Raw genomic sequence first — 25,914 nt, 5'->3', positions numbered from 1 at the left:
ATGGAACGGCCGCGGGACACAGGCATCCGAGCGCCCTCGGCGTGCGTCGCGGCATCGGGTAGTGCGACGTTCTCCGTCATGGCCCGCCGTCCCCATTGTCGGGCGGTTCCATCAGAGGGGGAGGCGCGTGTCCCACACGAGGAGCGAAGTAGCGCAAGGCGCTACCGACATGCCAACACCACGCGCGACTGAATGGACGTCTTGCGCTTGCGCGCTGGTGCACATGGAGGAAGCGGATCGCCGGGAAGATCCAAGTCGCGAGCCCGGCGCGTCGCAGCCGCCAGGCGAGATCGACGTCCTCGTAGTAGAGGCGGTAGCGTTCGTCCATGCCTCCGACTCGCTCGAAATCGGCTCGGCGCATCAGCAGAAAGGCGCCGAAGATCCAATCAACGGCGAACGGCGTCGCGCGCCTCCCCATGGGCATGGTGGCGCGCGTGTACCAGGCTGGACGCCAAGGCCAATGCTCGGCGCCGAAACCGCGGGCTATCGGTACCGCGGGAGAGGGAAAGCGCCGGAAATTCTGCTGCAGCGTGCCGTTCTCCGAGACCAGGGTGCAACCGAGAAGTCCGATCCGGGGATGCTCATCCAGAAAGCGGATCGCGTCGATCAAGCGCCCTTCGCGATGCTCCGTGTCGGGATTGAGAAACAACAGGAAGGGTGCTGTGGTCGCCGCGGCACCACGATTCACATTGGCTGCGAAGCCAACCGAGCGATCGTTGCGCAGGACGTGCACGTCAAACCCGGCGACCGCCTTCGCAGCGGCTCCATCCGGCAGGTTGTCGATCACGACGATCTCGCTCGAGAGTTCCGTGAGCGCGGGTTGGAGCGATGCGATGCAGGCTGGAAGCATCGCGTCATGCCCATGGCTGATGATGACGATTGCGAGGTCAGGGTCCTGACAATGCCCCCCCGACTCATGTGCCACGCTCCGCCTCCCTTGCGAGTTCCTCACAGAAGCCTTCGAGTTGACGCATCATCGCATTCGGAGAGTAGTGCTGGATCAAGCGCCTGCGCCCTGCCTGGCCGAACCGCACTCTCTCCTCGGGGGAGCCGGCGAGGCGTCCGATCGCGGCGACGAGCGAGGGCACGGACCCAACCTCGACGATCAACCCTGAGACGCCATGCTCGATCGCAACGGGGAGTTCGCCGACCCGCGATGCGATGACGGGGACCGCGATGCTCATCGCCTCCATTGCCGTCATCGGCATGCTGTCCTTGAGAGACGGGATACAGAGCATGTCCATCGCCGCGAGCCACGGTCGGACCTCCGGCACGAGGCCGGCAAAGTGCACGTGCTCGGCCATGCCGAGGTTTGCCGCGAGTTCGCGATACTGTGCATCGGCCGGGCCGTCGCCAACGACCAGCGCTGTGACATCCAGCCCCTGGGCACGCAGCCGGGCGACTGCTTCGATCAGCAAAGCCTGCCCTTTGCCCGGGTGCAGCCTGCCGAGCACGCCGACCACCAGGCCTCCCGAGGGCGCCACGGCGTCGCGGATGGTGGCGCCCTGTTCAGCATACGCAGCGGGATCATCCGCCGCGACGCCGTTGGTGACGATGCCGACCCGTCGTGCACCTGCGCGAGATACCTCCTCGGCCATTGCGTTCGAACCAACCAGCACGAGGTCGGCCCCAGGAACAAGTCGGCGGTCGACTTCCTCGTAGAGCCGGTGTCGTCCGGAATGCGTGTTGCCCAGCCAGCCATGCACATGGGCAATCCAGGGCACGCGTCGAACGCGCCGGATCATCCATCCCAGGAGATTCGACCGCATGTCGTTCGTATGAAGAATCGCGCCGGGGCGATCGGCCAGCAGTGCCGCAAGGTACTTGGCGGTGAGTGGCGCGGCTGCGAGGCCGTGCCAGTCGAGCCGCTCGGAAGGCATCTGCTCGGCAAGATCCGCGAGGATGCGGGGCAGGGTTTCCCGGGGACGGGCAAGCAGTGCGAGCAACGGTGGAAAGCGATTGCGGTCGATGGATTCCGCGATCACGTGCAGGAGGGATTCAGGGCCTCCGACGCTGTCATAAGCGCCCTTGACCATCACAAGGGGAATCTGCGGTCTCATGCGCGCCGCCGGAATGCGCGACGATAGCCGATTGCGAAAAGAAGAGTGCCCCCGACGCTGATCACGGCCGCGACTGCCGGGTGCACGGTCGGATAGTCGGGCACAGACGGCGAGGCGCGCATGTAGACCGCCGTCGCGGCGAGGGGCATCGCGGCAAGGGCGATGAAGTTCCATATGCGGAGCGGAGGGCGGAACGCGATGAGCAGACTGCTGTCAGGGGAGCTCGCGCGGAGGCGTCGCAACGCAACGTAGAGAGCGCCGAGAAGAACCGGCAGGACGAGGGCGGAGATCGGCACCGTCGGCACGGTTACCGCACCGAAAAATGCGAGGACCGGCAAGGCAGCGAGCGCAATGCCCCAGCGCGATGGCGCGAAGGTCTCAGGACGTCCGATCGCGACCAGAACATGTGCCGAGGCGAGGCAAATGGTCGCAGCGGTGGCGTGCAGCAGGAACTCATCGGGCTCGACGGAGACCGGCGGCGTTTCGCCCCGCCAACCGAGCGCCCACAGACCCCAAAACGCACCCAAACCCAGGGACAGCAAGAGGCTCGGGCCGGGGCTCCGTTCCCGCAGGGCAACGCCGAGCATGTACCAGCCAAGCACGACCGAGAGCGGCCCGTGCCATGCAAGCGCTGTCCAGGCGATCGTCAAAGGAAACGGCATGGAGCTATCGCCGTATACGGTCATCGCGTAGACGCCTTCGCAGGTCCAGCCGAAGAACGCGCCCGCCAGCATCAGCCCCCAAATGTCTGCGATCCGGAAAAGTCGAATGACGACGAGCGTGAGATAGGCGAAGAGACAATACAGCAGCAGACCAAAGAGCCGGCCGGACAATTCGTCCCCCGGCCGCCATACCGACCAGAAGACGGTCTCCGAAAAGAAGTGCAGGATGTAGCCTGTGCCGAGCACGAGAAGCGTACTGCGTCCGAGGCGGGCGAAGGCATTCATGGCGAGATCCCACGCACGCCAAGCCCTGCGTCTGCCGTGAAGGCGACGCGCCGGAGCGCTGCTGCAAAGCCAGCCAGAATCCACGGCATCTTGATCAGCATCACCGCCCCGAACGCGCCACAAGCCAGGAAGCCGACGGTCGAGGCGAACAGGCAGTCCGCCAATAGCCTGTGGGGCGGGGCGCCGTAACGGCGCACCAGTGCGAGATCGCGGAGGAGCAAAGCGCAAAGCGCCGCGAAGGTCAGCAGCCCAAGGAGGCCGAACTCGACCCAGACCTGCACCACCATGTTGTGGGCGTTGATGAGTGCCAGGCTGTCTTCCCCGATCGCCGCGCGCCGCAAAGTTTCGCTTTCATAGGCCGCGACGTCTGGCGGCAGCCGCGGCTGCCTTCGGAACCAGTCGAAGAGGTTCGGCCCGAACTGACTGTAGCCGTAGCCGAACAAGGGTCGCTCTTGGATCAGCGAGATGCCGCCCCAAAGGTAGTAGGAGCGGATCGGTGTGCTGCCGCCTGTCTCAGCATAGCTGATGGAGTAGATGCGTTCGAGCCCGGCGGGATTCCAGGCGGCGATCCCAATCCCGCCGAGAATTGCCGCGGCGACCAGGGGACCGAGCGGAAGTCGGCGTCGGATCACAAGCCAGATGAGTGCGACGGCAAACCCGATCAGAGCCGATCGCGTGAGCGAGAGCACTATGCCCATGCTCTGCAGGCCTGCCATGGCGAGGATGACGAGACGCGCCCCCGTCGTAGCAAACCGGTGGAAGAGATAGAGATTGATCGGAAGAACGCCGACGAGAGTGTAGCCGAACCAATTCGCATCCTCGAGGCCGCCCGTGACCCGCTTGATCTCGACGCCCTCGAGAGAGCCGCTATCGATCTGGGCGCCGATGCTGACGCCGCTCGCCCCAGCATCCTCGTATTCGATCGCCAGTGAAGGCAGCAAGAACTCAGCGAATGCGAGCAGTGTCGACGCGGTCATCGCCGTGGAAAGCGTGACGCATGTGACATTAAGTGCGTGATCATTCTCCCCGCCAATGTTCGCGACCATGATCGTCAGCGCCGCGAGCTGAATGTACAGCGTCATCCCCTGCACATATTCCGTCGTATTCGCCGTAACGAAACCTGAGAGCACTACGACCGCCACGAAGGAAAGCAGGGCTGGCATCACTGGCGACCAGGTGATGGGCACGCGATTCACGACGCTGCGCGCGCCCCACGCGGCGAGGGTCACGATGCCGGCGATCTTGTTCAGGCTCAGCGGCAGGCCGGTCACCTGCTCGCTACCCGGCACCTGCAGGACGGTGCTCGTGAACAGCATGAAAGCGAGGCCGATTGCGGGCACCACGTAGATGAGTGCCATGAGCCCCACGGCGAGAATGCCCCCGGCTGCGACGGTGGGACCGGCCACTGCGGCAGCCACGAAGAGGCCGCCACCGACCGCGGCGGGGATCAGTGACCCAATTCGCCGCATGAGACTTCCCTGGGGCCGAGTCTGATTTCAACTTTCCCGCGCGCCAGCCTTTGCGCATGTGCGAGCAGGAGGAGCGCCACTCCGACGCGCGCGACGCAGACACCTTGGGCCATGCCAACGATTCCAAACACGTTGAGCAAGGCAAAGCCGACGAGCGTGACCAGCACCGTCTGGCAAAGCGCAATCACGACCGTGAGGGACGGTGCGTGAACCGCGACCATGGCGAGCGGCAGCGGCGCGATCGCGAGCCAAAATAGCGTTCCCGCCAGGAGCCACAGGAATGCCGGCACGCCGGGTACGTATCCAGCCCCCAGCACGATCTCCACGACCGGCGCAGCGAGCAGAAGCGCCGCGAGCAGAGCGAGCGTCGTCGCTGGAATGGAGAAGACGAGGAACATGCGGAGGTTCGAGGTATAGCTGCTGTCGCTCCTCATGCGCGCGATGCGCGGCTGGATGACCGAGGAGAGGCTGCCGGCGACGATATCCGCCGTCATCGCAAGCGCTGCCATCGCCCCGTAGCGGCCGGCAGCGTCAGCACCTTCCGACGCGAAGACGAGCATCACGTCCAGCCGCTCATTGACAGCGCCGATCATCATCGCCGGCACCATCCACCGAAGAAAGACGAGCAGCTCTAGGATGTCGCCTCGGCGGAACTCGAGCGAACGCAGCAGTCCCGCGGGAAGCAGCAGGGCCGCGCCTGTTACTGCGGCAGCCAAGGTGATGGCCCCGTAGGCGGCCAGCACGCGCTCCACTGTGATCCACGCCCCCGCCCAGAGCATCAGCACAGCAACAAGGCGGGCTATCTGGAGCATACCCTCGAGCAGAACAAGGGCCGTGAAGCGTTCGCTCGCCTGCAGCACCACCATGACGGACCGAAAGAGCGCGTCCGCCAGGATCGCCACAACGATCCAACCCATCAGGGGTGCGATGGATGCCGCAGTGCTTTCACCTGCCAACGCAGCAAAGGCCAACAACGCTACGGCGACGACAGCCGCCATAGCCATGCGCAGGGCGAAGGCACCGCGAAAGAGCGCATAGGCGGCGGCCGGATCTTCGTGGAGCAAAGTCGGCACGCGTCGCATGAGCGCGAGATCGCCTGGATCGACGATGAAGCCCGAGGCGATCTTCACGCAGGCGATGGCGACTGCGAAGAGTCCCGCCTGTACCAGGCCGGCTTCGTCCCGGCCGAGGCCGCGATAGACGAGCATGATCCCGATGAACCAGAGACAGACGAAGCCGATACGGCCACCGATCACCAGCAGACCGTCCCGTGCTGCACCTCGTCTCACGTCCTGCTCCGTTGGGGCAGGTTGTCGGTTGGGATGGCGCTGGTCCGTCCTCTCATCCGCGCGAGCGCGCGAATGGCCGGGACAGGCAGCAGGCCGAAGCCGATCCGTGCCCAGCTTTCCGGATGCAGGAGCACGTCAGGCACGGCACGGACGATCTCGGAGAGGTTCGAGAGATAGCGGCCGTAACCATCGGCACGGCTTACGTGCAGGATCTCTATCGCGTTGCGCGCGACCAGGCGTTGGGCCAAAGCGCGCATGTCGGCGCTGCCGCCGTCGACGACCTCCGGCCATGCGAAACACTCACGGACGGCGCTCATTTGCCTGTGGAACATCGAGTTCGTCCGATACATCGGAACGGAGATTGAATTGCTGTGCACGCGATAGTCCACAAGTCGCTTGTCGATGTATCCGACGTTACCGGCGAGACAGAGGCGACAGAACAGCCAGAGATCGGTGATCTCGCCCCAGCCTTCGTGGAAAGGACCGCTCGCACGGATCAGGTTCGTGCGCATCAGCATGGTGGTGAAGCAGAACCCATGACGGAAGACGTCCACCAGCGCCTGCCGACCGGGGGTCACTCGCGGCCAACCGTCTCCGGTGCCGCCGAACCGCGTGCCGTTCTCATCGATCCAGAACGCTGCCCCATGGACCATGCTGCAGTCGGTATGGGCGTCCAGGAAGCCTACCGCCTCGGTCAGGAAGTCTGCCGCAAGGATGTCGTCCGCACCGAGGAAGAGGATGCAATCCCCCCGCGCGAGCCGGCAGCCGAGATGCACGTTGCCGGCAAAGCCGATATTCGTGTCGTTGATCCGATAGATGAGGCGAGGATCGGAGAAGCGGGCGACGGCGACGGCCGTATCATCGGTTGACGCATTGTCGAGCACGAGCAACTCGAAATCCGTAAAGCGCTGGGCAAGCGCACTTCCAATCGAACTCGGCAACCATTGCGCCGCATTGTAGGTAGGGATCACGATGCTGACGCGCGGGGTGGCGGTCATGTCGGTTGCACCTACCACCTTCTGGCGCATTGGGGTGCACGCGGCGACTTCGCATCTGTCCACGTCATGACATGTCTGTCTCGTGCGACGCGCCCCGGACCGCGGCCCCGCTCGCGCGATATTCGCGCAGCAGTACGAGTGCGGCGGCGATAGCAAGCCCGGAGACAAGCCCGAGCAGTGCCGTCCGCCGCAGCGAGGGCGATGAGGGCAGGATTTCGGCGGTCGGCGGCATGATGACCCGCAGCCCGGTGAGTTGCACGCTCTCCATGGCCTCGGCGATCCGCGCGTCCTCGTAGCCGCGCGCATAGACATCAACCGCGCGGCGCAGCCGCGCAATTTCGCGCTCCAGATCGGCGATCGCGACATCGGCGGTCTCGATGTCGCGCAGTTCGGCGCGAAGATGGTCGAGTTCGCCCTGGAGCTCGCGTGCGCGATTGCGCTGCCCCTCAAGGTCAACGCGTCGCGTCAGCAGGTCGCGCTCGAGCGCCTGGTGCAGCTGGTTGACGCCCGTGGTCACCTGGTCGATGCGGTAGGTGTCTTCCGACGCGAGCAACGCGATCAGTGCGTCGGCCTGCCGTCGGATATCGCGTATCTCCTCGCTTGCCTCGCCATAGCGGGATTGTTGTGTGATCAGCTGAAGGCGGAGTTCCGTCAGCCGTGCCCGGAGTTGATCGGTCGTCGTATTCCGTGAACGCACGGCACTCAGCTCGATCTCCTCAGGCAGGCGGGCGAGCGCAGCCTCGGCCTGTCGGATCTCGGCCTCCACGGCGACGATGTTCGCGTTGAGTTGTTGTAAACGCGTTTGAGCCTGGGCCTCGGCATGAATCAACACGGTGCGTTGCTCGGACGCAGACCATACGGGGTTGCGGCCTGCCGTGCGTAGGCTGAGGAGGCGATCCTCTGCGCTTCGGAGTTCTGCGCGGCGTTCGGAAAGGGCACTCCGAAAGAAACCGGTCGCCCCCGGCATTCGGTAGGCGTCCGCATGGCCCGCGAGGGCCAAGTTGACGAAGCGGCCGAGCAGAACCTCGCCGGCGTGTGGATCCGGGTAGTTCAAAGTGACGGAAATCACGTCCGTGCGACGGATCGGCTCGATCCTCAGTGCCGATCCGATCGCGAGCGTCACCCGATCGAGTTCTGTTGTGCGTGGGCGAAGCCCGACGAACTCCATTGCCTCGCGGATGGCATCTCGTGCCCCACGCATGGCCTCCGAGGCGGTGTGTTTCAGGCGTTGAAGAAAGGTCTGCGGCGGTGCGCCGCGAAAGAATTCAAGCCCGAGTTCTGATACGGCATCACGAATCAATCTTGGGTTGGAGAAGATCTCGACGCCGGTCGCGGAATCCTCCGGACGTCGCATGGCAGGCGCGGCAGGTGCGCCTTCCCGCGCTGCAAGGAGCGGCGAGCCTGTCATTTCCGGTCCCAGATTGACCATGATCTTCGCCGTGACGGCGTAGCTTGGCCCGCGGATGAAGACGGCAGCGGCAATCATCGCCAGCATACCCATCACGGCGCACGCAAAGACCAGCTTCCATTGGCGGCGCAGCAGCGCGACCCAGCCGAGAAGATCTGTGGGCAGACCGGTTACCCGGGGCGCTGCCCCGAATGCCGAGCTCCCGATCGGACGACCACCTTCCATCCGGTCCTCTCGTCTGGACAGTGCCAAGCTGCCATGTTCGGGCCCCGCAGCGTCGCAACAGTTGCGGTCTCGGTGGTGTCATTCACCGGCTGGTTGCGCCTTACGATGCAGCTAGAGCCAAACCATTCTGGCGACGTTTTTTTTATTGCATGCCGACACCCGCCCGCGCAACGTTCCGCCGCAGCGATGATGTTGGTTTCGATGGAGTTGGAGCCAGCAAGCGGACGATGACATGACGCTACGACGGGTTCGTTCCCGTGCCTGTTCGACGGTTGATGATCCCCGGACAGGCCAGCCCTTCTCGTGAGGGCGGACCCTGTATCGGTTGCTTGAGTGGCACGCGCCGCTCCTCCTCTTCGGTTTCCCCCACCGTCAGATGAGGCGAATTGTGAGCCATCCGATGCCTCGAGCGAAGCGCCGCTTTGATCTCTTGGTGGGGACGGCCATGCTCGTCACGTTCTTGCCCATGCTTCTTCTAACCTGTCTCGGAATCCTGATCCTGGAGGGGCGTCCGGTATTCTACGTCTCCCGCCGGCGTCTCGATGCGGGACCGCCGAAGCCGGTATTGAAGTTCCGCACGATGCGCCGGGATGCGGAGCGCATCGCAAACCGCAACACGGTTCCGATCGCGAACACGCGCTTCCTCAACCTTCCTCCCGATTCACCGCTTTACACGCCGATCGGCCGATCGATCGAACGCCTGATGCTCACTGAAATGCCGCAGCTCATCCACGTCATTAGCGGCCGCATGAGCGTCGTGGGCAACCGGCCGCTACCCGAGAATGTCGTTGCCGCCCTGTCCAAGGAGTTTCCTGGCGTTGAAGCTCGGTTTCTCGTCCGCGGCGGGCTGACCGGGCCGGTCCAGCTCATTGGGCGCGACCGGATCAGCGACGCTGATCGGCTCGAGTTGGAGATCGCGTATTGCCGTGCGGTGCTCGCGGCCTATTCGCCGCTGCTGGATCTCAAGATTCTCGTATACACGGTGCTCAGCGGCATCTCGGCACACTTCCGGTTCACGCCGGAGGAGCTCGGCGCGCTGCTCGCGAGCCACACGGAGCAAAAGGCATCGATGCAGCCGCGCATGCATCAACCCCTTCTCGGGAGTGCCGAGAAGGAACGGCCAGCTGAAGCGGCGGTACCAATCCCTGAACGGAGACGCGCCCGATCATGATTCGCCTTGCACGGCTGTGTCTGACCACGCTTCTTCTCGCGTTGGGTTCATCATATGAAATCGCTGCCGCGGAGCCTTTCATCCTGGGGCCCGGCGACCGCGTCTCCGTTATCGTTCATCGTCGGGCGGATCTGTCCGGCGAGTTTCGCGTCTTGCCAGGCGGTGCTCTTTCATTGCCATTCATCGGCACCGTGCCGGCGGCGGGACAATCCATCGAGGAGGTACGCGAGACGCTGATGCGCCGGATGCGCGACGATGCCTCGCTGCTTGATCCGCGCGTCTCGGTCGAGGTCGTGGAGCTGCAACCCGTGCTGGTTGCCGGCAATGTCCGCCGTCCAGGCCAGGTCCCGTTCCAGTACGGCATGACGGTGGCACATGCACTCGCGGCCGCTGGTGGGCCCAGGCGGATCGAACTTGAGGAGGTCGGTGCTCGCGTGGAGGTATTCCGGCTCCGAGAGCGGTTCCGTCAAAGCCAGGATGCCATGGGGCTCATGTTGATCCGACAGGCGCGCCTTGCGGCTGAAGCCTCCGGCGCCGAGGAATTCGCCCCGCCCGTAGCGGCCGCGCGCTTCCTGCCGGGTGAGCGCCTGGAGCAGACCGTTGCTGCCGAACGCGACATCATGCGCCGTCGAAATGCCGGCTTCACCAGCCTGATTTCCATGCTCGATGCGCAAGCTGCGGCCTTCAATGACGAAATTCGCGCGCTGCGAGAGCAGAATGAGTCGAAGGACCGCGAGGCCGCACTACTGGAGCAGGAAAGGGCCTATGTCGCGGACCTGATGCGACAAGGCTTAACCGCGCGCGATTCCCGGGTCGTGCAATTGGCCCGCGCCGCGGTCCAGGTGGAAGGCGAGCGACGGCAGATTCTCGCATTCATCGCGCGTGCACGACAGGAACTGGCGCGCGTCGAGCAGACACGCTCACACACCGAGGTTCAGCGCCAACTCGAGATCACGACGGGCCTCAAGGAGGCCGAGGACAGTCTGACCGGCCTGCGCGTCGCGCTCGAGGAGGTGCGTGCGAGTCTCGCTCAGCTTCACGAAACGCTCCCCCCCGATGATGTTCCCCTCGGCAGCCGTGCGGCGCCCATGATCACCATCATGCGTGTCCGTTCTTCGCCTCCCCAGCGGATCATGGCGCATTCCGATACGCCGCTGATGCCCGGGGATTTGGTCGAGGTGCCGTTGGATGGGTCGGAACCCGGGCGTCGCCTTGCGTCGGGGGCACAGCCAGCGGCACCGGCGCAGTGAACATGACGACGGGCTGCTCGCAGCTACCCGAATGGAAGCCGTGATGCACCGTCGGAAGCGCGCCGCGTCCGCATCCTCGGGAGCCACCGCACTGGGATGTGCTCGCGGCCGACGCGGCCCAGGACCTCACGCCGGAGGAGTTGCGGCTCGACCGCAGGGACGGCGCTTGCGTGTAACATCAGCCCGCCATGCGGTTCAGTCGCTGCGACGCAGGCAGACGAGGCCGAAGTAACTCGTCCGCCCCATTCCAGGCACCTTGCCAAGGCCTCGATCGGCTGTTCGCAGCACAGCCGAGGCGAGCCGTCCACGCATGAAGGGCAAGTAGCAGAGCATTCGCGCGCACACGACGGTCGGCCACTCGACCGCGACGCTGCCCTGGAAGACCTCGCCAAAGCCCCGGACGGCGGAGGGAGAAAGCGGTGCCTCGTCGTCGGTCGAAGCCTTCTCGATCCCAAAGCGCCCGGGCAGGATCCGCCGGGCGGCTGAGAGCAGCGGGTTGAAGCCCATGGTTTCGACGAAGGCCGCCGGCGCGCCGGGCCGCAATACGCGAGACAACTCCGCGGCCGACGACGCGAGCTGCGTGTGATGCAGCACGAAGAGACCACAGGCGGCATCGCAGGACGCATCTGGCAGCCCGGTGCTTTCAGCGCTCGCCAGGTGAAAGGTGATGCGGTCGAGGACGCCACTTCGTTCCGCCCGCTGACGCGCCAAGGCGAGCGAGGCGCGAGAGACGTCCACTGCTATGACCTCCGCGCCGCGATGCGCGAGCGCCGTCGCGAGGAAGCCATTCCCCGTGCCAAGGTCCAGGATGCGACGGCCAGAGAGGTCGCCCAACCGCTCGAACAGGCAGGCGGTGAGCACCGGCAGATCGAGGAAAGGCAACCACGGCTTTGCGCGATCGTGCAGGTCGGCGGGCAGGACGGCGAGCGCCTCACCGTATTCCGCGATCTCGGCTGCAGCCACTGCATCCCAGTGGCTGCTTTCGCGGTCGATGCGGTCCGCACCAGAGGTGGGTTCTTCGGTCCGTGTCACGGGGTACTCCAACCTGTGCTCGGTGGGCGCCAGGACACCCACGCTGCGACGGCAACGGCAACGGCATCGCGTCCATGAGGGACGACGAAGCCTTGCCCTCTGTCGACGCAGGCCATGGTTTGCGCTGGATCCATGGCTGGCCCTAGGTCGCCAGCGCGTCGCGATAGGCGTTGAGCGTCCGGCGCGCGCATTCCTGCCAGGTGTAGAATTCCGCACGCCGTCGCCCCCGGGCGACGAAGTCCTGACGCATTGCAGGATCCTCCGCGAGCAGCCGCAGCTTCGCCGCGATGTCCTCGACCGACATCGGATTGCAGAGCAATGCGGCGTCACCTGCCACTTCCCGCAGCGACGAATTATCGGAGGTGAGGACCGCGACACCCGCCGCCATCGCCTCGACCACGGGGAGGCCAAAGCCTTCGTAGAGCGACGGATAGGCGAAGACGTCGCAGGCCGCATAGAGGCCGACGAGGTCGGAATCCGCGATGAAGCCCGTGAAGAGCACTTGCCCGGCAAGATCCGGTGCCTGTGCGCGCTTGTAGACGTCGCTGTTTGCCCAGCCGGGCTCGCCGCAGAGGACCAGGCGATGCGGGATTGATCCCTCGCGCTTCAGCAACGCGAAAGCCTCGAGCAAGCGGGGCAGGTTCTTGCGTGGCTGCAAAGTGCCGACTGAAAGAAGAAATGGCCCGTCGATCCCGAACCGCCGGAGCACCGTCTGCGTCGCTTCCTCGCTGGGGCGCCTGAAGAAGTGTGGCCCGACGCCACCCGGCGTCGTCACCACACGCGCGCCGGCTGCGGGAAACAACGCGCGGATATCGGCGGCGGTGCTTTCCGAAATCGCGAGGATGTGGTCTGCCTGCTGCAGCGCACGCGGGATCAGGGTTCGAAAATAGGCAGTCTTGACGCGTTCATGGGTCTGGCCGTGGCTGAACCACGTCATGTCATAGATTGTAACGACCTGCCGGCTGGTCTTGCGCAGCGGGAGTGTGAAGCCCTGACCGTGCAGCAGTTCCGCGCCATGGCGACGCACCAAGCTCGGCAGAACCAATTGCTCCCAGACCAGTCGCACGGGCCGCGAGAGCCTCGGTGCGTGCACCGTGAAGTTTGGACCGAGCTGGAGCTCCCGCCGGCCGAGTTCGGTTGTGTAGACGTTGTACTCGTTGTCGCCGTCGATCCCCGAGAGTGCGGTCAGGAGCTCATCGATGAAGCGCCCGACTCCGGTCTTCACGGCGCCCATCGCCATGGCGTTGATCAGAATGCGAGCCATCGCGAGGTCCCGTTGGAATTTCCCGCCGACACTCAAGAACTATAGCGAAGGCCGCTTCGAATGTGAAACATTTGGCGCTGACGTTGCGGCAAGGAGGCTCCGATTGGCCGCCGGCCGGAATGGACCGTCTGGACGCGTTCGCGCCGCGGATGCGCCGGCGGACGTGGCGCATCGGCGATCGTGTGATTGCTCGTGGGGAGGCTGGCATCGATACTCTGGCAGGCACATCTGTCTTTCTGACCGGGGCTTCGGGCTTCGTCGGCCGCGCGCTGTTGCCGCTGCTGGTTGATGTTGGTTGCCGAGTGACGTGCTTTGGCAGAAGTGCGCCGGTCACCGAGATGGGCGCCCCAGTGCGCCATGCCGCGGGCGACGTCCGAGATGCCGCGGTTCTTGACGCGGCCCTGGCGGCGGCGCGCCCCGATCTGGTGTTCCATCTCGCCGGCGTCTCGGCCCCGCCGCGTGACCTGCCGGCACGTCGGGCCATGCTCGAGCTCAATGTGCTCGCAACAGAGATGCTCCTGCAGGCGGCGCTGAACGCCGGCGTGCGGAAAGTGCTCGTTGTCGGGTCCGCGGCCCAGTACGGTCCGCTCGCAAGGATCGGTCGTGGCCTGCGGGAGGACGATGCCTGCAGGCCCACGGGCCTTTACGGAATCTCCAAGGCGGCTGCGGGGAGCGTCGCACTCGACTTCGCGCAAGCGACGGGCTTGTCGGTCACGCTCGCGGTTCCATTCAATGTCATCGGCCCGGGGCAAGCCGAGCACTTGGTGCCGGCGACCTTCATCAGCCAGATTCTCGCCGCGCCAGGTGATGGGCCGGTCCGGATCCGCGTCGGCGACATCACCGCCGAGCGCGACTGGGTTGACGTGCGCGACGTTGCGCGTGCGCTGCTCAGCCTGGCATCGCGGGGCCTTGGCGGCGCCTACAATATCTGCAGCGGGCGTCCACGACCGGTATCGGCGTTGCTTCAGGCGCTTCGCGCAGCAAGTCCCCGTCACTTCGATTGGGTCGTCGATGAGGCGCGGCTTCGCGCCGACCAGCCTTCGATCCACTACGGCGATCCCGCGCGGATCGCCGCGGATACCGGTTGGAGTGCAGAGATCGCGCTACCGGACTCGCTGGCGGCGATGTTCACGGCGGCGGGTGGGCAACATGCGCACCATGCGACGTGATCGGGACCCGCGGCCTACGAGGCCGTGCGCACCACGCCCGTGCCGCCGGCGGGGCGCTGCCGTCATCGCTTCGGCATTCCCGGCGGGTTCCCGCGGAGATCTCCGCACCGGACAAGGTTTCACAGGAGGGCTATCGATCTCATGAGCTTCTGGCGCGGCAAGAAGGTTCTGGTTACGGGCGGCGCCGGCTTCATCGGTTCGCACCTCTGTGAGGCGCTCCTCGCACGCGGGGCGGAGGTCACCATCTTCACGCGCTACAGTTCCCGCGGCGTCGCCGGCGCGGTGGACGACATGCCGAAGACGACACGCGCGGCGCTGCGCATCATCATGGGCGACCTCAAGGATCCGGCGGGCGTGGATGGTGCGGTGGCGTCGCAGGAGGTCGTGTTCCACCTCGCCGCACATATCGGCATCCCCTACTCGTACGTGCATCCACTCGACGTGATGCAGACCAACGCCATCGGTACTGCCCATGTCCTGGAGGCGTGCCGGCGTCACAGCGTGTCGAAGCTCGTCGCCTTCTCGACGAGCGAGGTCTATGGCTCGGCGATCTATGCCCCGATCGATGAGGCGCATCCCTTGCAGCCGCAATCGCCCTATGCGGCAAGCAAGGTCGCGGCGGATGCGCTCGCGTTGAGCTACTGGCGGTCGTTCGGCACGCCAGTTGCGCTGTGCCGGCCGTTCAACACGTTTGGTCCGCGCCAGCCGGCGCGCGCAGTGCTGCCGACGATTATCGCACAGGCACTCTCACGCGACCGCATCAGCCTGGGTGCGCTCACGCCCACGCGCGACTTCCTCTTCGTCGTCGACACGGTGGAAGGCGCGATCCGCGTGGCGGAATCCCCGGACACACTCGGCGAGGTGGTCAACCTCGGGACCGGCATCGAGATCACGATTGGCGAGGCGGCGGCGGCAATCCTGCGTGTTATTGGGCGCGATTTGCCGATTGAAACCGACGAGATGCGCATACGCCCGGAAAAGAGCGAAGTAGTGCGTTTGATCGCCGATGCGCGCAAAGGCGAGCGACTGCTCGGCTGGCGTCCGACGACGAGCTTCGAGCATGGGATCGCGGCGACTGTGGACTGGGTACGGCGTCACCCCGGCTTTCTGGTCCAGGGCTCGTACCATGTCTGATCGAGGGAGGCGCACATGAAGGCTGTCATCATGGCTGGAGGCAAGGGCTTGCGCCTCAGGCCGTTCACGACGGTGTTGCCGAAGCCGTTGATGCCGGTAGGCGAGTTGCCGATCCTTGAGATCCTGCTCCGCCAACTCGCACGGGCTGGCGTGGACGAAGCGATCATCTCGATCGGTTACCTTGGCCCGCTGATAAGGAGTTACCTCGACCACAGCGCCATCTCGAAACGTGTCAGGATCCGCTACCACACGGAACAGGAGCCCCTTGGCACTGCTGGGGCCGTTGGAAGCATCGAAGGCCTCGACGCCCCGTTCTTCGTGCTGAATGGCGACATTCTGACCACGATGGATTTCGCCGCCATGTATCGCAGCCATCTCGAGACGCAGGCTGAACTGACGGTTGGCGTCGTGCATCACCGGACACGGATCGAACTGGGCGTGCTGGACCTTACGGAGGAGGGGCGCGTCGCTGGTTACGACGAAAAGCCGACACACATCTATGCGGCAAGCATGGGTGTCTATGTATACTCGCCTAGCGTCCAGCAGTTCATTCCACCGGGAAAATATCTCGACGCCCCTACACTCGTGTTGAAACTCATCGAGCAGAACCGAAAGGTTCAGGCCTATACACCAGATGCGCTGTGGCTGGACCTTGGGAACCAAGGCGAGCTTGAGCGTGCGCAGACGATTTTTTCCGAAAACTTGACGAGGTTCCTGCCCGACGGCGTTTGAGCCCCGAGTACAACCAAATTACTGCCGAGGACGCTCGCCTATTCCGCAAAGCACGGGCGGCGCTGGGAATCCAAAAATTTCCCCAATTTTATCAAATGTAAAAATATAAAATTTCATTATTGCCTTTTCAAATCATATTCCTGTTCAAGTAATTTCTTTTTTGTACATATATGGTTGTGCAGTGGTCACCGCTGGTTGTATCGACCTTATCTTTCGAACTTCTAGCGGGATTGCTGGGCGTGAAACCACAAACATTGAGTGAGTCCGATGGGTCTGATGCATGCTGGGCCGGTCACGCCCGGCGGGTCCCGGCATGGCGCTGACGTCGCTCGCCTCCACCTCGTGGTCCACCGTCGCGGGGGGAACCTTCAATGGCAATGTCGCTGCCGGCGACCCCACAATTCTGAACGACGGCACAATTTGGCGCCTATTTTACACCGACGGGATCGAGCTTGCCGATGGCACACACCCGGTCATCGCCGGGGCGGTGTCGACGGATGGACTCACATGGACGCAGATCGGCGGTAACCTGAGCGCCGGGACAGTCGTCAGCGGCAACAGCGCAGGCACAGCCAACGTTGAGGGGGCCTCCATATTCAAGGCCGGCAGCACCTACGTCCTGCTCTATTCCGGCTACGCGAACACCGCGGGGGCAATGAGTGGCTTCCCCGCAGCGCTCTACGCCGCCGTTTCTACCGATGGTGCGAATTTCACGGTCGTGGACGGCGGGCCTGTCCTGGCGCCCACACCTGGCTGGTACGACAATGACGCCGTCTACAGTCCGACCGTCATCGCCTTCGATGCCGGCTATCTCATGCTCTACTGCGGACACGCCTACACCGACGCGACGATGATCGGCGGGGAATTCGGCGTCCGACTGCTCGCGGCGACATCCGACGATGGCATGACATGGACGAAGCGTGACGAACCGGTCCTCGTCGCGGATTCGTCACGGTCTTGGATGGCCGACGGCGTTGCCGAGCCATCTCTGATCCAGGGGCCGGACGGAAAGTGGTACCTCTTTTTCACCGGCCTTCATGGCGACGATCGAGTGATCGGGATCGCAGTCGCGGACAATCCACTCGGCCCATGGGACGTGGCACCGGAGCCCATCGTCTCCGCGGCCAGCCTTGGCCTGCCATCTGGCAGCCGCGTGGTGGGCCCCGAGGCCGAATTCTCCGGCGGCGTGCTCCGTCTCTGGTTCACCACAGTTTCACAGGACGGACTCCATAGCATCGTTTATGCGGAAGCCGACTGGGGCGCCGCAACGGGTACGGTGGGGACATTCGTCCCGCACTGGTTGGGCACAGAACTGAATGACAGCATCCAGGGCACGGCTGCCGCCGACAGCATCACGGCGGGGGCAGGCAATGACTGGATGGCCGCCGAGGGCGGCGACGACACTGTCGACGCCGGCGATGGTGCGGATCTGATCAACGGACAGTCCGGCAATGACCTCCTTCTCGGCGGCTCGGGCGTTGACACCATCGATGCTGGTGACGGCGCCGATACGGTCCGTGCGGGGAACCACGGCGACTACGTCTGGGGCGGATTGGGCAGCGACAGCCTGCTTGGCGAGGCTGGCGACGACAGCCTGTTCGGCGGCGCGGGGCTCGATACTCTCGATGGTGGGGCAGGCGCGGATTTCCTGGCCGGCGACAGCGGCGCCGATATCCTCCGAGGCGATATCGGGGACGACGTCCTGCTCGGCGCCGAGGGGGCCGACCTGCTCCTCGGCGCAAATGGCTTCGACGTCCTGGATGGCGGTGCCGACGACGATACGCTCGACGGTGGGGCGGACGACGATCAACTCGGAGGCGGGAGCGGCAATGATCTGCTTCGTGCAGGGACGGGAAATGACGTTGCCGATGCCGGTGACGGCAACGACACGGTCGACGGCGGCACCGGCAATGATGTGATCTGGGGGGGAGACGGCGCGGACCGCCTTCTAGGGAACGCGGGCAACGACATTCTGCATGGCGGCGCCGGGGCCAATACGCTCTATGGGGACGACGGTGACGACGTCCTGTCCGGTGGCAGCGACGCCGACATCCTGTTGGGCGGAGCCGGCGCCGACTATTTGGTGGGGGGCGCTGACGCGGATCGGCTGGATGGTGGCGGGGACGCCGATATTCTCCAAGGAGACGACGGCAACGACACGCTGGCCGGTGGAGCGGGTGCCGATGTCCTTGTCGGTGGGACCGGCGTCGATGTGGCCGATTACCTTTGGTCCAAGGGCGTCACCATTGCGCTGGACGGATCCGTCACGGCAACCGGTGATGCGGCGGGAGACATCCTGGATGGTGTCGAGAATCTTATCGGTTCGGCCACTGGCTCCGATCGACTGGTCGGTGATGCCGGCGCAAACCGCCTTGAGGGACGTGGAGGCAACGACACGCTGATCGGCGGTGCCGGCAGTGACACTATGTTGGGCGGGTTCGGCGATGATCTGTACATCGTTGACTCGGCGACCGACCGGATCGTCGAGGGGGTGAACGCCGGGACGGACTTGGTGCGAACGAGCGTGTCCTTTGCCCTCGGCGCGAACCTCGAGAAGATCGCGGTCGCCGCGGGAACGGTCGCAGGGCTCACGCTGACAGGCAACGCGCTCGACAACGTGCTCTATGGCGGGACAGGTTCCGACAGGCAGAACGGCGGGCTCGGCAACGATACGTTGAGCGGCGGTGCCGGCAACGACACGCTCGCCGGCGGAGCAGGAAGCGATGTCCTTATGGGTGGCGCCGGCAATGATGCCTTCGTCTTCAATACCACCCCGAATGGGGCGACGAATCTCGACCGCATCAGCGGCTTCTCTACAACGGATGACATCATCCACCTTGAGAACGCCGTCTTCTTGGGTCTTTCGCCTGGCACCGGCAGCCTATCCAGCGCCGCGTTCCACGCGGGCGCTGGAGTGACGGCAGCCCATGATGCCGACGACCGCATCGTCTACAACGCGACGACGGGCGAGCTCTTTTATGACGCCGACGGAGCGGGCGGTGTCGCATCGATCCGGTTCGCCGTGATCGAGGATCGGGCCGTGTTGACCGCATCCGATTTCCTGATCGTCTGACGGGCATCCCCCCAGCGACGGGTATTAATACGGCGACAGGCGACGCATCTGGGCGACCGAGAGCAGGAACGGCGGCGTGGGCATGGCGGCACCTCCAACATGCCACGAATCACACCCCGCCGCGTTGACAGAAGCGACTGGGAGGTCCTGAGCCTGGAGCAGATCCTGTCCAGATAGACCCATCTGGACAGGTGAAGACGCTCACAGAAACAAACATCCCGAGCGTTGCAGGTGAACGGAAGTTCTCCAGAGCCTCACATGGTACCGCCTCGGAACGAAGCGCCTTCGCCTGATACGATACTTGCGATGGGATGCAGCTACTGAGCGTCTCAGGTGCTCCTGACCGCGTCCGAACTCAGCGTATTCACCATTCTCGCGGAAGGCGGTCCGCTGGAACTCGGGGCGCCGCAAGGGCGGCTTGGAATTCGCCACCGCGGTGCCCTGAACGTCCTCGACGCGCTGGGGATGCTCGAACTCGTCCTGAACCTGAAAACTGATCCGGCGGGACGGCAACGCTCTCATTCCCGCTGGATTCCGTTCAGGGGGGAAGATTAGGGCCTAAGAGGGGGCAAAGCCCCTCCAACCGCAGCAGCAGAAGGAGCAGGCCGAAAAGACTGTTGGTGATGCGAGGTTTGAAGAAGGGCAACCCCCTCTCCAAGTCACCCTGCGAGGAACCGCGCCACCAGCCCGATCTGCGTTGCATCCATCAGCGCCGGCGCGTGCCCGGTGCCCGGGATCTCGGTACATTCCACATGCGGCGTCGCGGCCATGTCCTGGGCCGTCTCGGCCGGCAGGATGTCGCTGTCCGCCCCGCGGATCACCAGCACCGGCATCGTAATCAGCGCCCAGAGCCCACGCATGTCCACGGCCTGGGCCTCCTGCGCGCGGATCGGGTCGGCGATGGCGGGGTCGTAGTGCAGCATGATGCCGCCCTCGACCTTGCGGGCGGAGGTCTCGGCCAGGTGCCGCCACTGCGCATCCGTCAGCGGCCCGAAGGGGGCGTGGACGCGGCGCAGATGGGATTCCAGCGCGGCGACATCGGGAAAGACCTCGGGCGGCAGGGCCATGTAGTCGCGGATGCGCGCCATGGCGTCCTGCGGGATGAAGGCGCCGACATCGTTCAGCACCATGCGGCGGATCGGATTGCCGCGCGTTGCCGCGATCGCCATGCCGCAGATGCCACCGAGCGACGTGCCGACCCAGTCCACTGGCTGGTCGAAGCGCGCCAGCAGATGCGACAGCGCGCCGACATAGGTCATCGGCTGGTAGAGCGCGGGGTCGGGCAGCCAGTCCGAGGCCCCGCGTCCCGGCAGGTCGGGGCAAATGACGCGGCGACCGGCGGCGGCCAGGACTTCGGCCAGGGCGTCGAAGTCGCGGCCGGACCGGGTCAGACCATGGACGCAGATGACCGGGGCGCCATCCTCCGGCCCCCATTCCCACCAATGCATCGTGAAGAAGCCGGCAGGCGAAAGCCAACGCACCGCGCCGTCGCGCATCATGTCCTTCCCCTTCCCGCCGGCGCGGCCGGCTACAGGATGCCTTTGGCGCGCAATTCCTCGATCTCGGTCGCGCCCATGCCGAGAATGCCCGACAGCACGGCCTCGGTGTGCTCGCCCAGCATAGGCGGCGCCGAGCGGTAGGTGGGCGGCGTCGCGCTGAGCTTCACGGGGTTGGCAATAACTTTCACGGTGGCGCCGCTGCCATGAGCCATCTCAAGGGTCATGTTGCGCGCCTGCACATGCGGGTCGGCGAAGACGTCCTTCAGCGTGTTGATCGGGCCGCAGCCGATCTTCAGCGCCTCCAGCGCCTCCACCCATTCCGCCGTGGTCTTCGTCTTCATCACCGGCGTCAGGGTCTGCGTCACCAGGTCGCGGTTCGCGACGCGCTTCGGGTTGGTCGCGAAGCGCTCGTCGGCGAGCAGGTGTTCCTGACCGAAATTCTTGCAGAAACGCTCGAAGGTCGGGTCGTTGCCGACGGCGAGGATCAGGTAGCCGTCCTTGGTCGGGTATTCCTGATAGGGGCTGATGTTCGGGTGCTGGTTGCCCAGGCGCGGCGGGTTCTCGCCGGTCGACAGGTAGTTCATGCCCTGGTTGGCGAGCCAGGCGACGTGCGTATCCAGCATGCCGATGTCGATCTGCTGCCCCTGCCCCGTCGCGTTGCGGTGGTTCAGCGCGGCGAGGATGCCGATGCAGCCGTACAGCCCGGCAAACAGATCCGCGACCGGCACGCCGGCCTTTTGCGGGGAACCGTTCGGTTCGCCGGTCAGCGACATGATGCCGCCCATCGCCTGGATCAGCGCGTCATAGCCGGGACGCGGCGCATAGGGGCCGGTCTGGCCGAAGCCGGTGATCGAGCAGTAGATCAGGCGGGGGAAGCGGTCCTTGAGCTGGTCATAGCCCAGCCCGTATTTGGCGAGCGCACCGACCTTGAAGTTCTCGGCGAGGATGTCGCAGCTTTCGAGGAGCTTGAGGATCAGCGCCTGACCCTCGGGCTTGGCGATGTCCACCGTGACCGACTTCTTGTTGCGGTTCACGCCGAGGAAATAGGCGGATTCCTTGGTTTCAGGCCAGAAGGGCGGGGCGAAGCCGCGGGTGTCGTCGCCGGCTTCGGGGCGCTCGATCTTGATCACCTCGGCGCCGAGGTCGCCCAGCATCTGCGTGCAGGTCGGCCCGGCCAGGACGCGGGTGAGGTCGAGAACGCGAAGACCGGCGAGCGGTCCCGGGGCGGCGGTGGTCATGCGACAATTCCCTCTCGGCAGTCCTGTCGCTTATAGGCGGCGGGACTGGCGGGACAAGACGCGGCGGGCGGAACGGGAGGGGCGCCGCCCCTCGCTGACCCTTCCCGCCAAATGACCGTGTCATTGGGAAAGCCGTCTTCCGGCGCAGGGCATGGGGGGCTCGCCAGCCACGTCACGGAACTCGTGGCGCACGGATGCGGGGCTAGGCGCCGTGGCTCATGGCGGCACGGCGCGGCATTCCGGTCCCGCCGGGCCGCCCACCCAGGCATAGCGGCCGGCGCTGGTACGGAAGTTCCGCAGACCCTCGCTGCGCGTGTCGAGCAGGGTGACGCCGCCGGCTGCACCCCGATCCCCGGCATCGGCGATGGTGCAGGCGATGCGCCAGCGCGCCTCCGGCTCCGACCACCACATCACCACGCCGGGCAGGGGCTCGCCCTCCCGGCGCAGCATCGGCCAGTCGAACAGCAGGAACGCGATCTCCGCGCCTCTCCGGCCAAGGTCGCTCGTCGCATAGAGCAGGTCGAACGCCGGGTCGAAGTTGCGCGGTCGGCCCGACGTGCGGTCCACGCCGATCCGCGCGCCTTCGTGATTGATCGCCATGGCATCGGCGATCGGGTGATTCATGTTGCGGAAGGCACGCAGGGCGGAGGCCGCCAACGGGCTGATGGATCGCCAGCGCACGAGACGCTCCCCGCGCCGGACAGCGCTGCCCTGAATCGGCCCGGCCACCGGCAGGCATTCCATCCGGCCCGAACCGCCGTGCATGCGTCGCCAGCCATAAGGACCTTCGAGCGTGCGAAAGGGGCGCCAGCCGTGGCTGGCCCCGCCGATGAAGACGCCAGGGCCAGGGCCGAGACCCACCACGCGTTCCTCAATCTCACAAGCGACTCGCCAAGGCCCGGCGTCGTCCCGCAGCATGACGACGCCGGCCGTGCGCGCAGTACTGCCCGATGAACCGGGGCCCATCGGCAGCAGAAATACCATGTGGTGACCATCGCCGTTGAGATCCTGGACAACGTAAAAGAGATCTGTCGGATCGAAGTTCAGCGACCGCCCTTCCGCCTGCTCGCGGCCCTGGCGGTCATCCGCATCCATGTTGAGTGTCAGCGGCTCGGCGAAGGGATCACCGCTGCGGCGAAGGCCGTCGAACGCCGATGCTGCCGTGCGGTCCATGAAGCGCCACGGGAGCATGCCCTCCGCCGCCATCACCCTGGGGACGACGATAAGGACCGCCGCCAGGATCAGAGGCAGTACCTTCATCACCGCATCCGTTCGTAGGATTCACCCGAAAACGCACGCAGGCGCCGTTCGATTTCGTTGTACGATGACCGATAGCCTCGTTGTCCTGGTCTCGAGGCAGGAAGAGCCCCGTTGGCTGCCCTCACTTCAAGATATTGGATCACTCTTGGAGCACCTTCCCGATGCGCGGCGGCCGCCAAGCCCGCCGGTGTCAACGGTACGGGTTGTCCGTCAAAGCCCTGTATGATTTCACGACGCTCGCCTCGCGCCCAAACACCAGCCCTTTCCAGTTGGCGTTCGTTATCATTCATGTAGCGGTTGAGAGCCGCCTCCTGCGCAGCGGGATTGGCCAGAAAGGCGGCATCGCCTGTGACGCTCAAAAATCCTGGCTGCGGCGTCCAAACGCCATGGCTGTTTCGCCAACCCGCCGCCTCAAGCGCGATACCCGTCATCTGGTACCGCCCCAGCGCCCCGCTCGCATTCCGCGCCCCATACCCATGGTCCCGCGCTGCGCTCCCGCGCGACTCCTCCTCCGCAATCCGCTCCCGCCACGCCTGGTTCGGCTGCCCCACCCAGGCCCGCGGCGGGATCGCGGCCGGCGCGGCGGCGCGCCGCTGGGCCGGCTGGGCGAGTACCGCGCGCGCGCCTGCCCTCATGGCGTCACCCGAAGGCATTCAGGCCGGTCTGGCGCGTCCGGCACGGCACGCCAATCATAGACCCCCGCGCTGGTGCGGAAGTTCCGCAACCCCTCGCTGCGCGCATCGAGCAAGGTGACGCCGCCGGCCGCGCCCCGATCCCCGGCATCGGCGATGGTGCAGGCGATGCGCCAGCGCCGGCGGGGCTCCTCGATCGGGCGGTTCTCGACCATCACCACGCCAGGCAGGGGCTCACCCTCCCGGCGCAGCATCGGCCAGTCGAACAGCAGGAAGACCAGCGGGCCGCGATCGCCGCCCATCGGGTGCACCGCGTAGAGCAGGTCGAAGGCCGGGTCGAAGTTGCGCGGCCGTCCGGGCGTGCGGTCCACGCCGATCCGCGCGCCTTCGTGGTTGATCGCCATCGCGTCGGCGATCGGGTGGGACGAAACGCGGAATTCATGCAGGGCCGACGCTGCATCGGGGTCAATGGAACGCCAGGGCAGCCAAGCCGCGCGCCGCCGCAGCCCGCGGATGGCCGGGGACGGCTCGGCCGCCAGCCCAACGCATTCCATGCGGCCCGATCCGTCTGCCATCGGCCGCCATCCATAGGGCGCGTCATCGGTACGAAAGCCGCGCCACCCCATCGAGGATGTGGCGAGACGCCGGATCGCGCCGGGCGGGTAGGATGCGTACCCATGCGAGAACTGGCATGCCTCGCGCCATTGGCCAGGACGGTCCTCCACCATCGCAACGCCGCTGAGCCAGCCTGTGTTGCCGGAGATGGTCGATGTCGTGAACACCATAAGGACCTCTGGCCGGCCATCGCCGTTGAAGTCCTCGACGATCGTCAGCAAATCCTCGACAGGATTGAAGTTGAGCGAGCTCCAGTCGTCGTTGCCACGACCCTGCCGGTCGTCGTCATCGATATTCAGGGTGACAGAGTCGCTCAACCCGCTCCGCTCGGGGTCGCCCTGCCGCAGCCCCTGCAAGGCCGCAGCGGCGACAGGATCCATGAAGCGCCAAGCCAGGTGCGTTTCGTGCGCAATGGCCGTGTGACTGGCCAGCATCGTGATTAGCACCAGTGATGCCAACCTCATGGCGGAACGGCGTGGCATTCGGGCCCCGCCGGGCCGCCCGCCCAGGCATAGCGGCCGGCACTGGTACGGAAGTCGCGCAGCCCCTCGCTGCGCGTGTCGAGCAAGGTGACGCCGCCGGCCGCACCCCGATCCCCGGCATCGGCGATGGTGCAGGCGATGCGCCAGCGCGCCTCCGGCGCCGACCACCACATCACCACGCCAGGCAGGGGCTCCCCGTCCCGGCGCAGCATCGGCCAGTCGAACAGCAGGAACGCGATCTCCGCGCCTCTGCGGCCAAGGTCGCTCGTCGCATAGAGCAGGTCGAAGGCCGGGTCGAAGTTGCGTGGCCGGCCCGGCGTGCGGTTCACGCCGATGCGGGCACCTTCGTGGTTGATCGCCATGGCGTCGGCGATGGGATGGGTCGACAGGCGGAACTCACGCAGTGCATCAGACGCCATCGGGTCGATAGGACGCTGCCAGTGCACCCAGCGCGCCCGTCGCCGCGGCCCGCGAACGGGCCGGACCGCCGTGATCTCCGGTGGGGTGCATTCCATGCGCCCCGATCCGTCGGCCATTGGCCGCCAGCCATAGATGCCCTCATCGGTCCGGAAGTTCCGCCATCCCCGCAAAGGCGCCGCCGGAAGACGGATCGCGCCGACGGGCGGCGCGGAACGATGCGCGATGGAACACGCCTCGCGCCACCGGCCAGGCGCGTCTTCGACCATGACGACTCCCCACAGACCACCCCAATTGCCGGAAATGGCGGCCGTGTTGAACAACAGCAAGACCTCCGGCCGGCCGTCGCCGCCGAGGTCCTCCACGATGGTCAGCAGATCGCGGGCCGGGTCGAAGTTCATCGCTCTACGGCCGTCTTCTCCGCGGCCTTGCCGATCGTCCGGATCTTCGTTGAGGGCTAGGTCAAAGGCGACATTGAGCGGGTCTCGCGCGCTTTCCTCGCGCAGGCCCTGAAATCCGGCAGCGGCAACGGGGTCCATGAAACGCCAGG

22 protein-coding genes are annotated in these 25,914 nt (G+C 65.5%); 7 read left to right on the top strand and 15 right to left on the bottom strand.

The features are described from left to right. Positions 1-76 precede the first annotated feature (76 nt). From KPL78_RS01460 to KPL78_RS01430, 7 genes are all read right to left on the bottom strand, one after another. Positions 77-925 carry a glycosyltransferase family 2 protein gene (locus tag KPL78_RS01460; protein ID WP_219760868.1) on the bottom strand — a complete coding sequence of 283 codons (849 nt, stop codon included), beginning with the start codon at positions 923-925 and terminating at the stop codon, positions 77-79. Beyond that, complete coding sequence (locus KPL78_RS01455) at positions 915-2,060, bottom strand: glycosyltransferase family 4 protein (RefSeq protein ID WP_219760867.1); 1,146 nt, start codon at positions 2,058-2,060, stop codon at positions 915-917. Before KPL78_RS01455 ends, KPL78_RS01460 begins: the two co-directional genes overlap by 11 nt. Next, the gene (locus KPL78_RS01450; protein WP_219760866.1) at positions 2,057-3,007 is read right to left on the bottom strand and encodes a hypothetical protein; all 951 of its coding nucleotides are present in this window, start codon (positions 3,005-3,007) and stop codon (positions 2,057-2,059) included. The genes KPL78_RS01455 and KPL78_RS01450 overlap by 4 nt, the downstream gene beginning before the upstream one ends. Beyond that, positions 3,004-4,476: an O-antigen ligase family protein gene (locus KPL78_RS01445; protein ID WP_219760865.1), complete on the bottom strand. Its 1,473-nt coding sequence runs from the start codon at positions 4,474-4,476 to the stop codon at positions 3,004-3,006. Before KPL78_RS01445 ends, KPL78_RS01450 begins: the two co-directional genes overlap by 4 nt. Continuing rightward, complete coding sequence (locus KPL78_RS01440) at positions 4,455-5,732, bottom strand: lipopolysaccharide biosynthesis protein (protein WP_219760864.1); 1,278 nt, start codon at positions 5,730-5,732, stop codon at positions 4,455-4,457. The genes KPL78_RS01445 and KPL78_RS01440 overlap by 22 nt, the downstream gene beginning before the upstream one ends. Positions 5,733-5,761: 29 nt before the next feature. Next, positions 5,762-6,763, bottom strand: a complete 1,002-nt coding sequence (locus tag KPL78_RS01435) for a glycosyltransferase family 2 protein (protein ID WP_219760863.1) — start codon at positions 6,761-6,763, stop codon at positions 5,762-5,764. A gap of 64 nt (positions 6,764-6,827) precedes the next feature. After that, positions 6,828-8,396, bottom strand: coding sequence for a GumC family protein (locus KPL78_RS01430; RefSeq protein WP_219760862.1), 1,569 nt, complete (start codon positions 8,394-8,396; stop codon positions 6,828-6,830). Between the two features lie 388 nt (positions 8,397-8,784). Between KPL78_RS01430 and KPL78_RS01425 the strand changes: the two genes are divergently transcribed. Further along, positions 8,785-9,567 (top strand): sugar transferase, encoded by a 783-nt coding sequence (locus KPL78_RS01425; RefSeq protein WP_219760861.1) that lies wholly within the window; start codon positions 8,785-8,787, stop codon positions 9,565-9,567. Next, complete coding sequence (locus KPL78_RS01420; protein WP_219760860.1) at positions 9,564-10,817, top strand: polysaccharide biosynthesis/export family protein; 1,254 nt, start codon at positions 9,564-9,566, stop codon at positions 10,815-10,817. The genes KPL78_RS01425 and KPL78_RS01420 overlap by 4 nt, the downstream gene beginning before the upstream one ends. Positions 10,818-11,012: 195 nt before the next feature. Here the strand turns inward: KPL78_RS01420 and KPL78_RS01415 are convergent, their stop codons facing one another. Both KPL78_RS01415 and KPL78_RS01410 read right to left on the bottom strand, forming a co-directional pair. After that, positions 11,013-11,849: a class I SAM-dependent methyltransferase gene (locus tag KPL78_RS01415; protein WP_219760859.1), complete on the bottom strand. Its 837-nt coding sequence runs from the start codon at positions 11,847-11,849 to the stop codon at positions 11,013-11,015. A gap of 142 nt (positions 11,850-11,991) precedes the next feature. Continuing rightward, positions 11,992-13,113, bottom strand: a complete 1,122-nt coding sequence (locus tag KPL78_RS01410) for a glycosyltransferase family 4 protein (protein WP_219760858.1) — start codon at positions 13,111-13,113, stop codon at positions 11,992-11,994. A gap of 119 nt (positions 13,114-13,232) precedes the next feature. Here KPL78_RS01410 and KPL78_RS01405 point away from each other — a divergent pair, with 119 nt between their 5' ends. The 5 genes from KPL78_RS01405 to KPL78_RS01385 all read left to right on the top strand — a co-directional run bounded on the left by KPL78_RS01405 (position 13,233) and on the right by KPL78_RS01385 (position 19,776). Continuing rightward, on the top strand, positions 13,233-14,282 hold the full coding sequence (locus KPL78_RS01405) for an NAD-dependent epimerase/dehydratase family protein (RefSeq protein WP_219760857.1): 1,050 nt from the start codon (positions 13,233-13,235) through the stop codon (positions 14,280-14,282). A gap of 141 nt (positions 14,283-14,423) precedes the next feature. After that, positions 14,424-15,416, top strand: coding sequence for a GDP-mannose 4,6-dehydratase (locus KPL78_RS01400; RefSeq protein WP_219760856.1), 993 nt, complete (start codon positions 14,424-14,426; stop codon positions 15,414-15,416). A gap of 15 nt (positions 15,417-15,431) precedes the next feature. Beyond that, positions 15,432-16,148 (top strand): sugar phosphate nucleotidyltransferase, encoded by a 717-nt coding sequence (locus KPL78_RS01395; RefSeq protein ID WP_219760855.1) that lies wholly within the window; start codon positions 15,432-15,434, stop codon positions 16,146-16,148. 313 nt (positions 16,149-16,461) lie between these two features. Next, entirely contained in the window at positions 16,462-19,221 is a 2,760-nt protein-coding gene (locus tag KPL78_RS30625) for a hypothetical protein (RefSeq protein ID WP_219760854.1), read from the top strand. Between the two features lie 333 nt (positions 19,222-19,554). After that, positions 19,555-19,776: a dimerization domain-containing protein gene (locus tag KPL78_RS01385; protein ID WP_219760853.1), complete on the top strand. Its 222-nt coding sequence runs from the start codon at positions 19,555-19,557 to the stop codon at positions 19,774-19,776. A 104-nt stretch (positions 19,777-19,880) separates the two neighbouring features. Here KPL78_RS01385 and KPL78_RS01380 read toward each other — a convergent pair whose 3' ends face one another. The 6 genes from KPL78_RS01380 to KPL78_RS01355 all read right to left on the bottom strand — a co-directional run bounded on the left by KPL78_RS01380 (position 19,881) and on the right by KPL78_RS01355 (position 25,765). Then, positions 19,881-20,720, bottom strand: coding sequence for an alpha/beta fold hydrolase (locus KPL78_RS01380; protein WP_219760852.1), 840 nt, complete (start codon positions 20,718-20,720; stop codon positions 19,881-19,883). A 29-nt stretch (positions 20,721-20,749) separates the two neighbouring features. Continuing rightward, entirely contained in the window at positions 20,750-21,958 is a 1,209-nt protein-coding gene (locus KPL78_RS01375; RefSeq protein WP_219760851.1) for a CaiB/BaiF CoA transferase family protein, read from the bottom strand. A gap of 216 nt (positions 21,959-22,174) precedes the next feature. Beyond that, positions 22,175-23,218 (bottom strand): hypothetical protein, encoded by a 1,044-nt coding sequence (locus tag KPL78_RS01370; RefSeq protein WP_219760850.1) that lies wholly within the window; start codon positions 23,216-23,218, stop codon positions 22,175-22,177. Next, positions 23,218-23,649: a hypothetical protein gene (locus KPL78_RS01365; RefSeq protein WP_219760849.1), complete on the bottom strand. Its 432-nt coding sequence runs from the start codon at positions 23,647-23,649 to the stop codon at positions 23,218-23,220. The genes KPL78_RS01370 and KPL78_RS01365 overlap by 1 nt, the downstream gene beginning before the upstream one ends. Positions 23,650-23,849: 200 nt before the next feature. Continuing rightward, positions 23,850-24,845: a hypothetical protein gene (locus KPL78_RS01360; RefSeq protein ID WP_219760848.1), complete on the bottom strand. Its 996-nt coding sequence runs from the start codon at positions 24,843-24,845 to the stop codon at positions 23,850-23,852. Positions 24,846-24,925: 80 nt separating this feature from the next. Then, positions 24,926-25,765, bottom strand: coding sequence for a hypothetical protein (locus tag KPL78_RS01355; RefSeq protein WP_219760847.1), 840 nt, complete (start codon positions 25,763-25,765; stop codon positions 24,926-24,928). Positions 25,766-25,914 lie beyond the last annotated feature (149 nt).

This window comes from Roseomonas alba (assembly GCF_019430885.1).
Classification (GTDB): Bacteria; Pseudomonadota; Alphaproteobacteria; order Acetobacterales; family Acetobacteraceae; genus Neoroseomonas; species Neoroseomonas alba.
The sequence above is the reverse complement of the archived record's forward strand: the minus strand, read 5'-3'. Positions and strand labels throughout refer to the sequence as shown.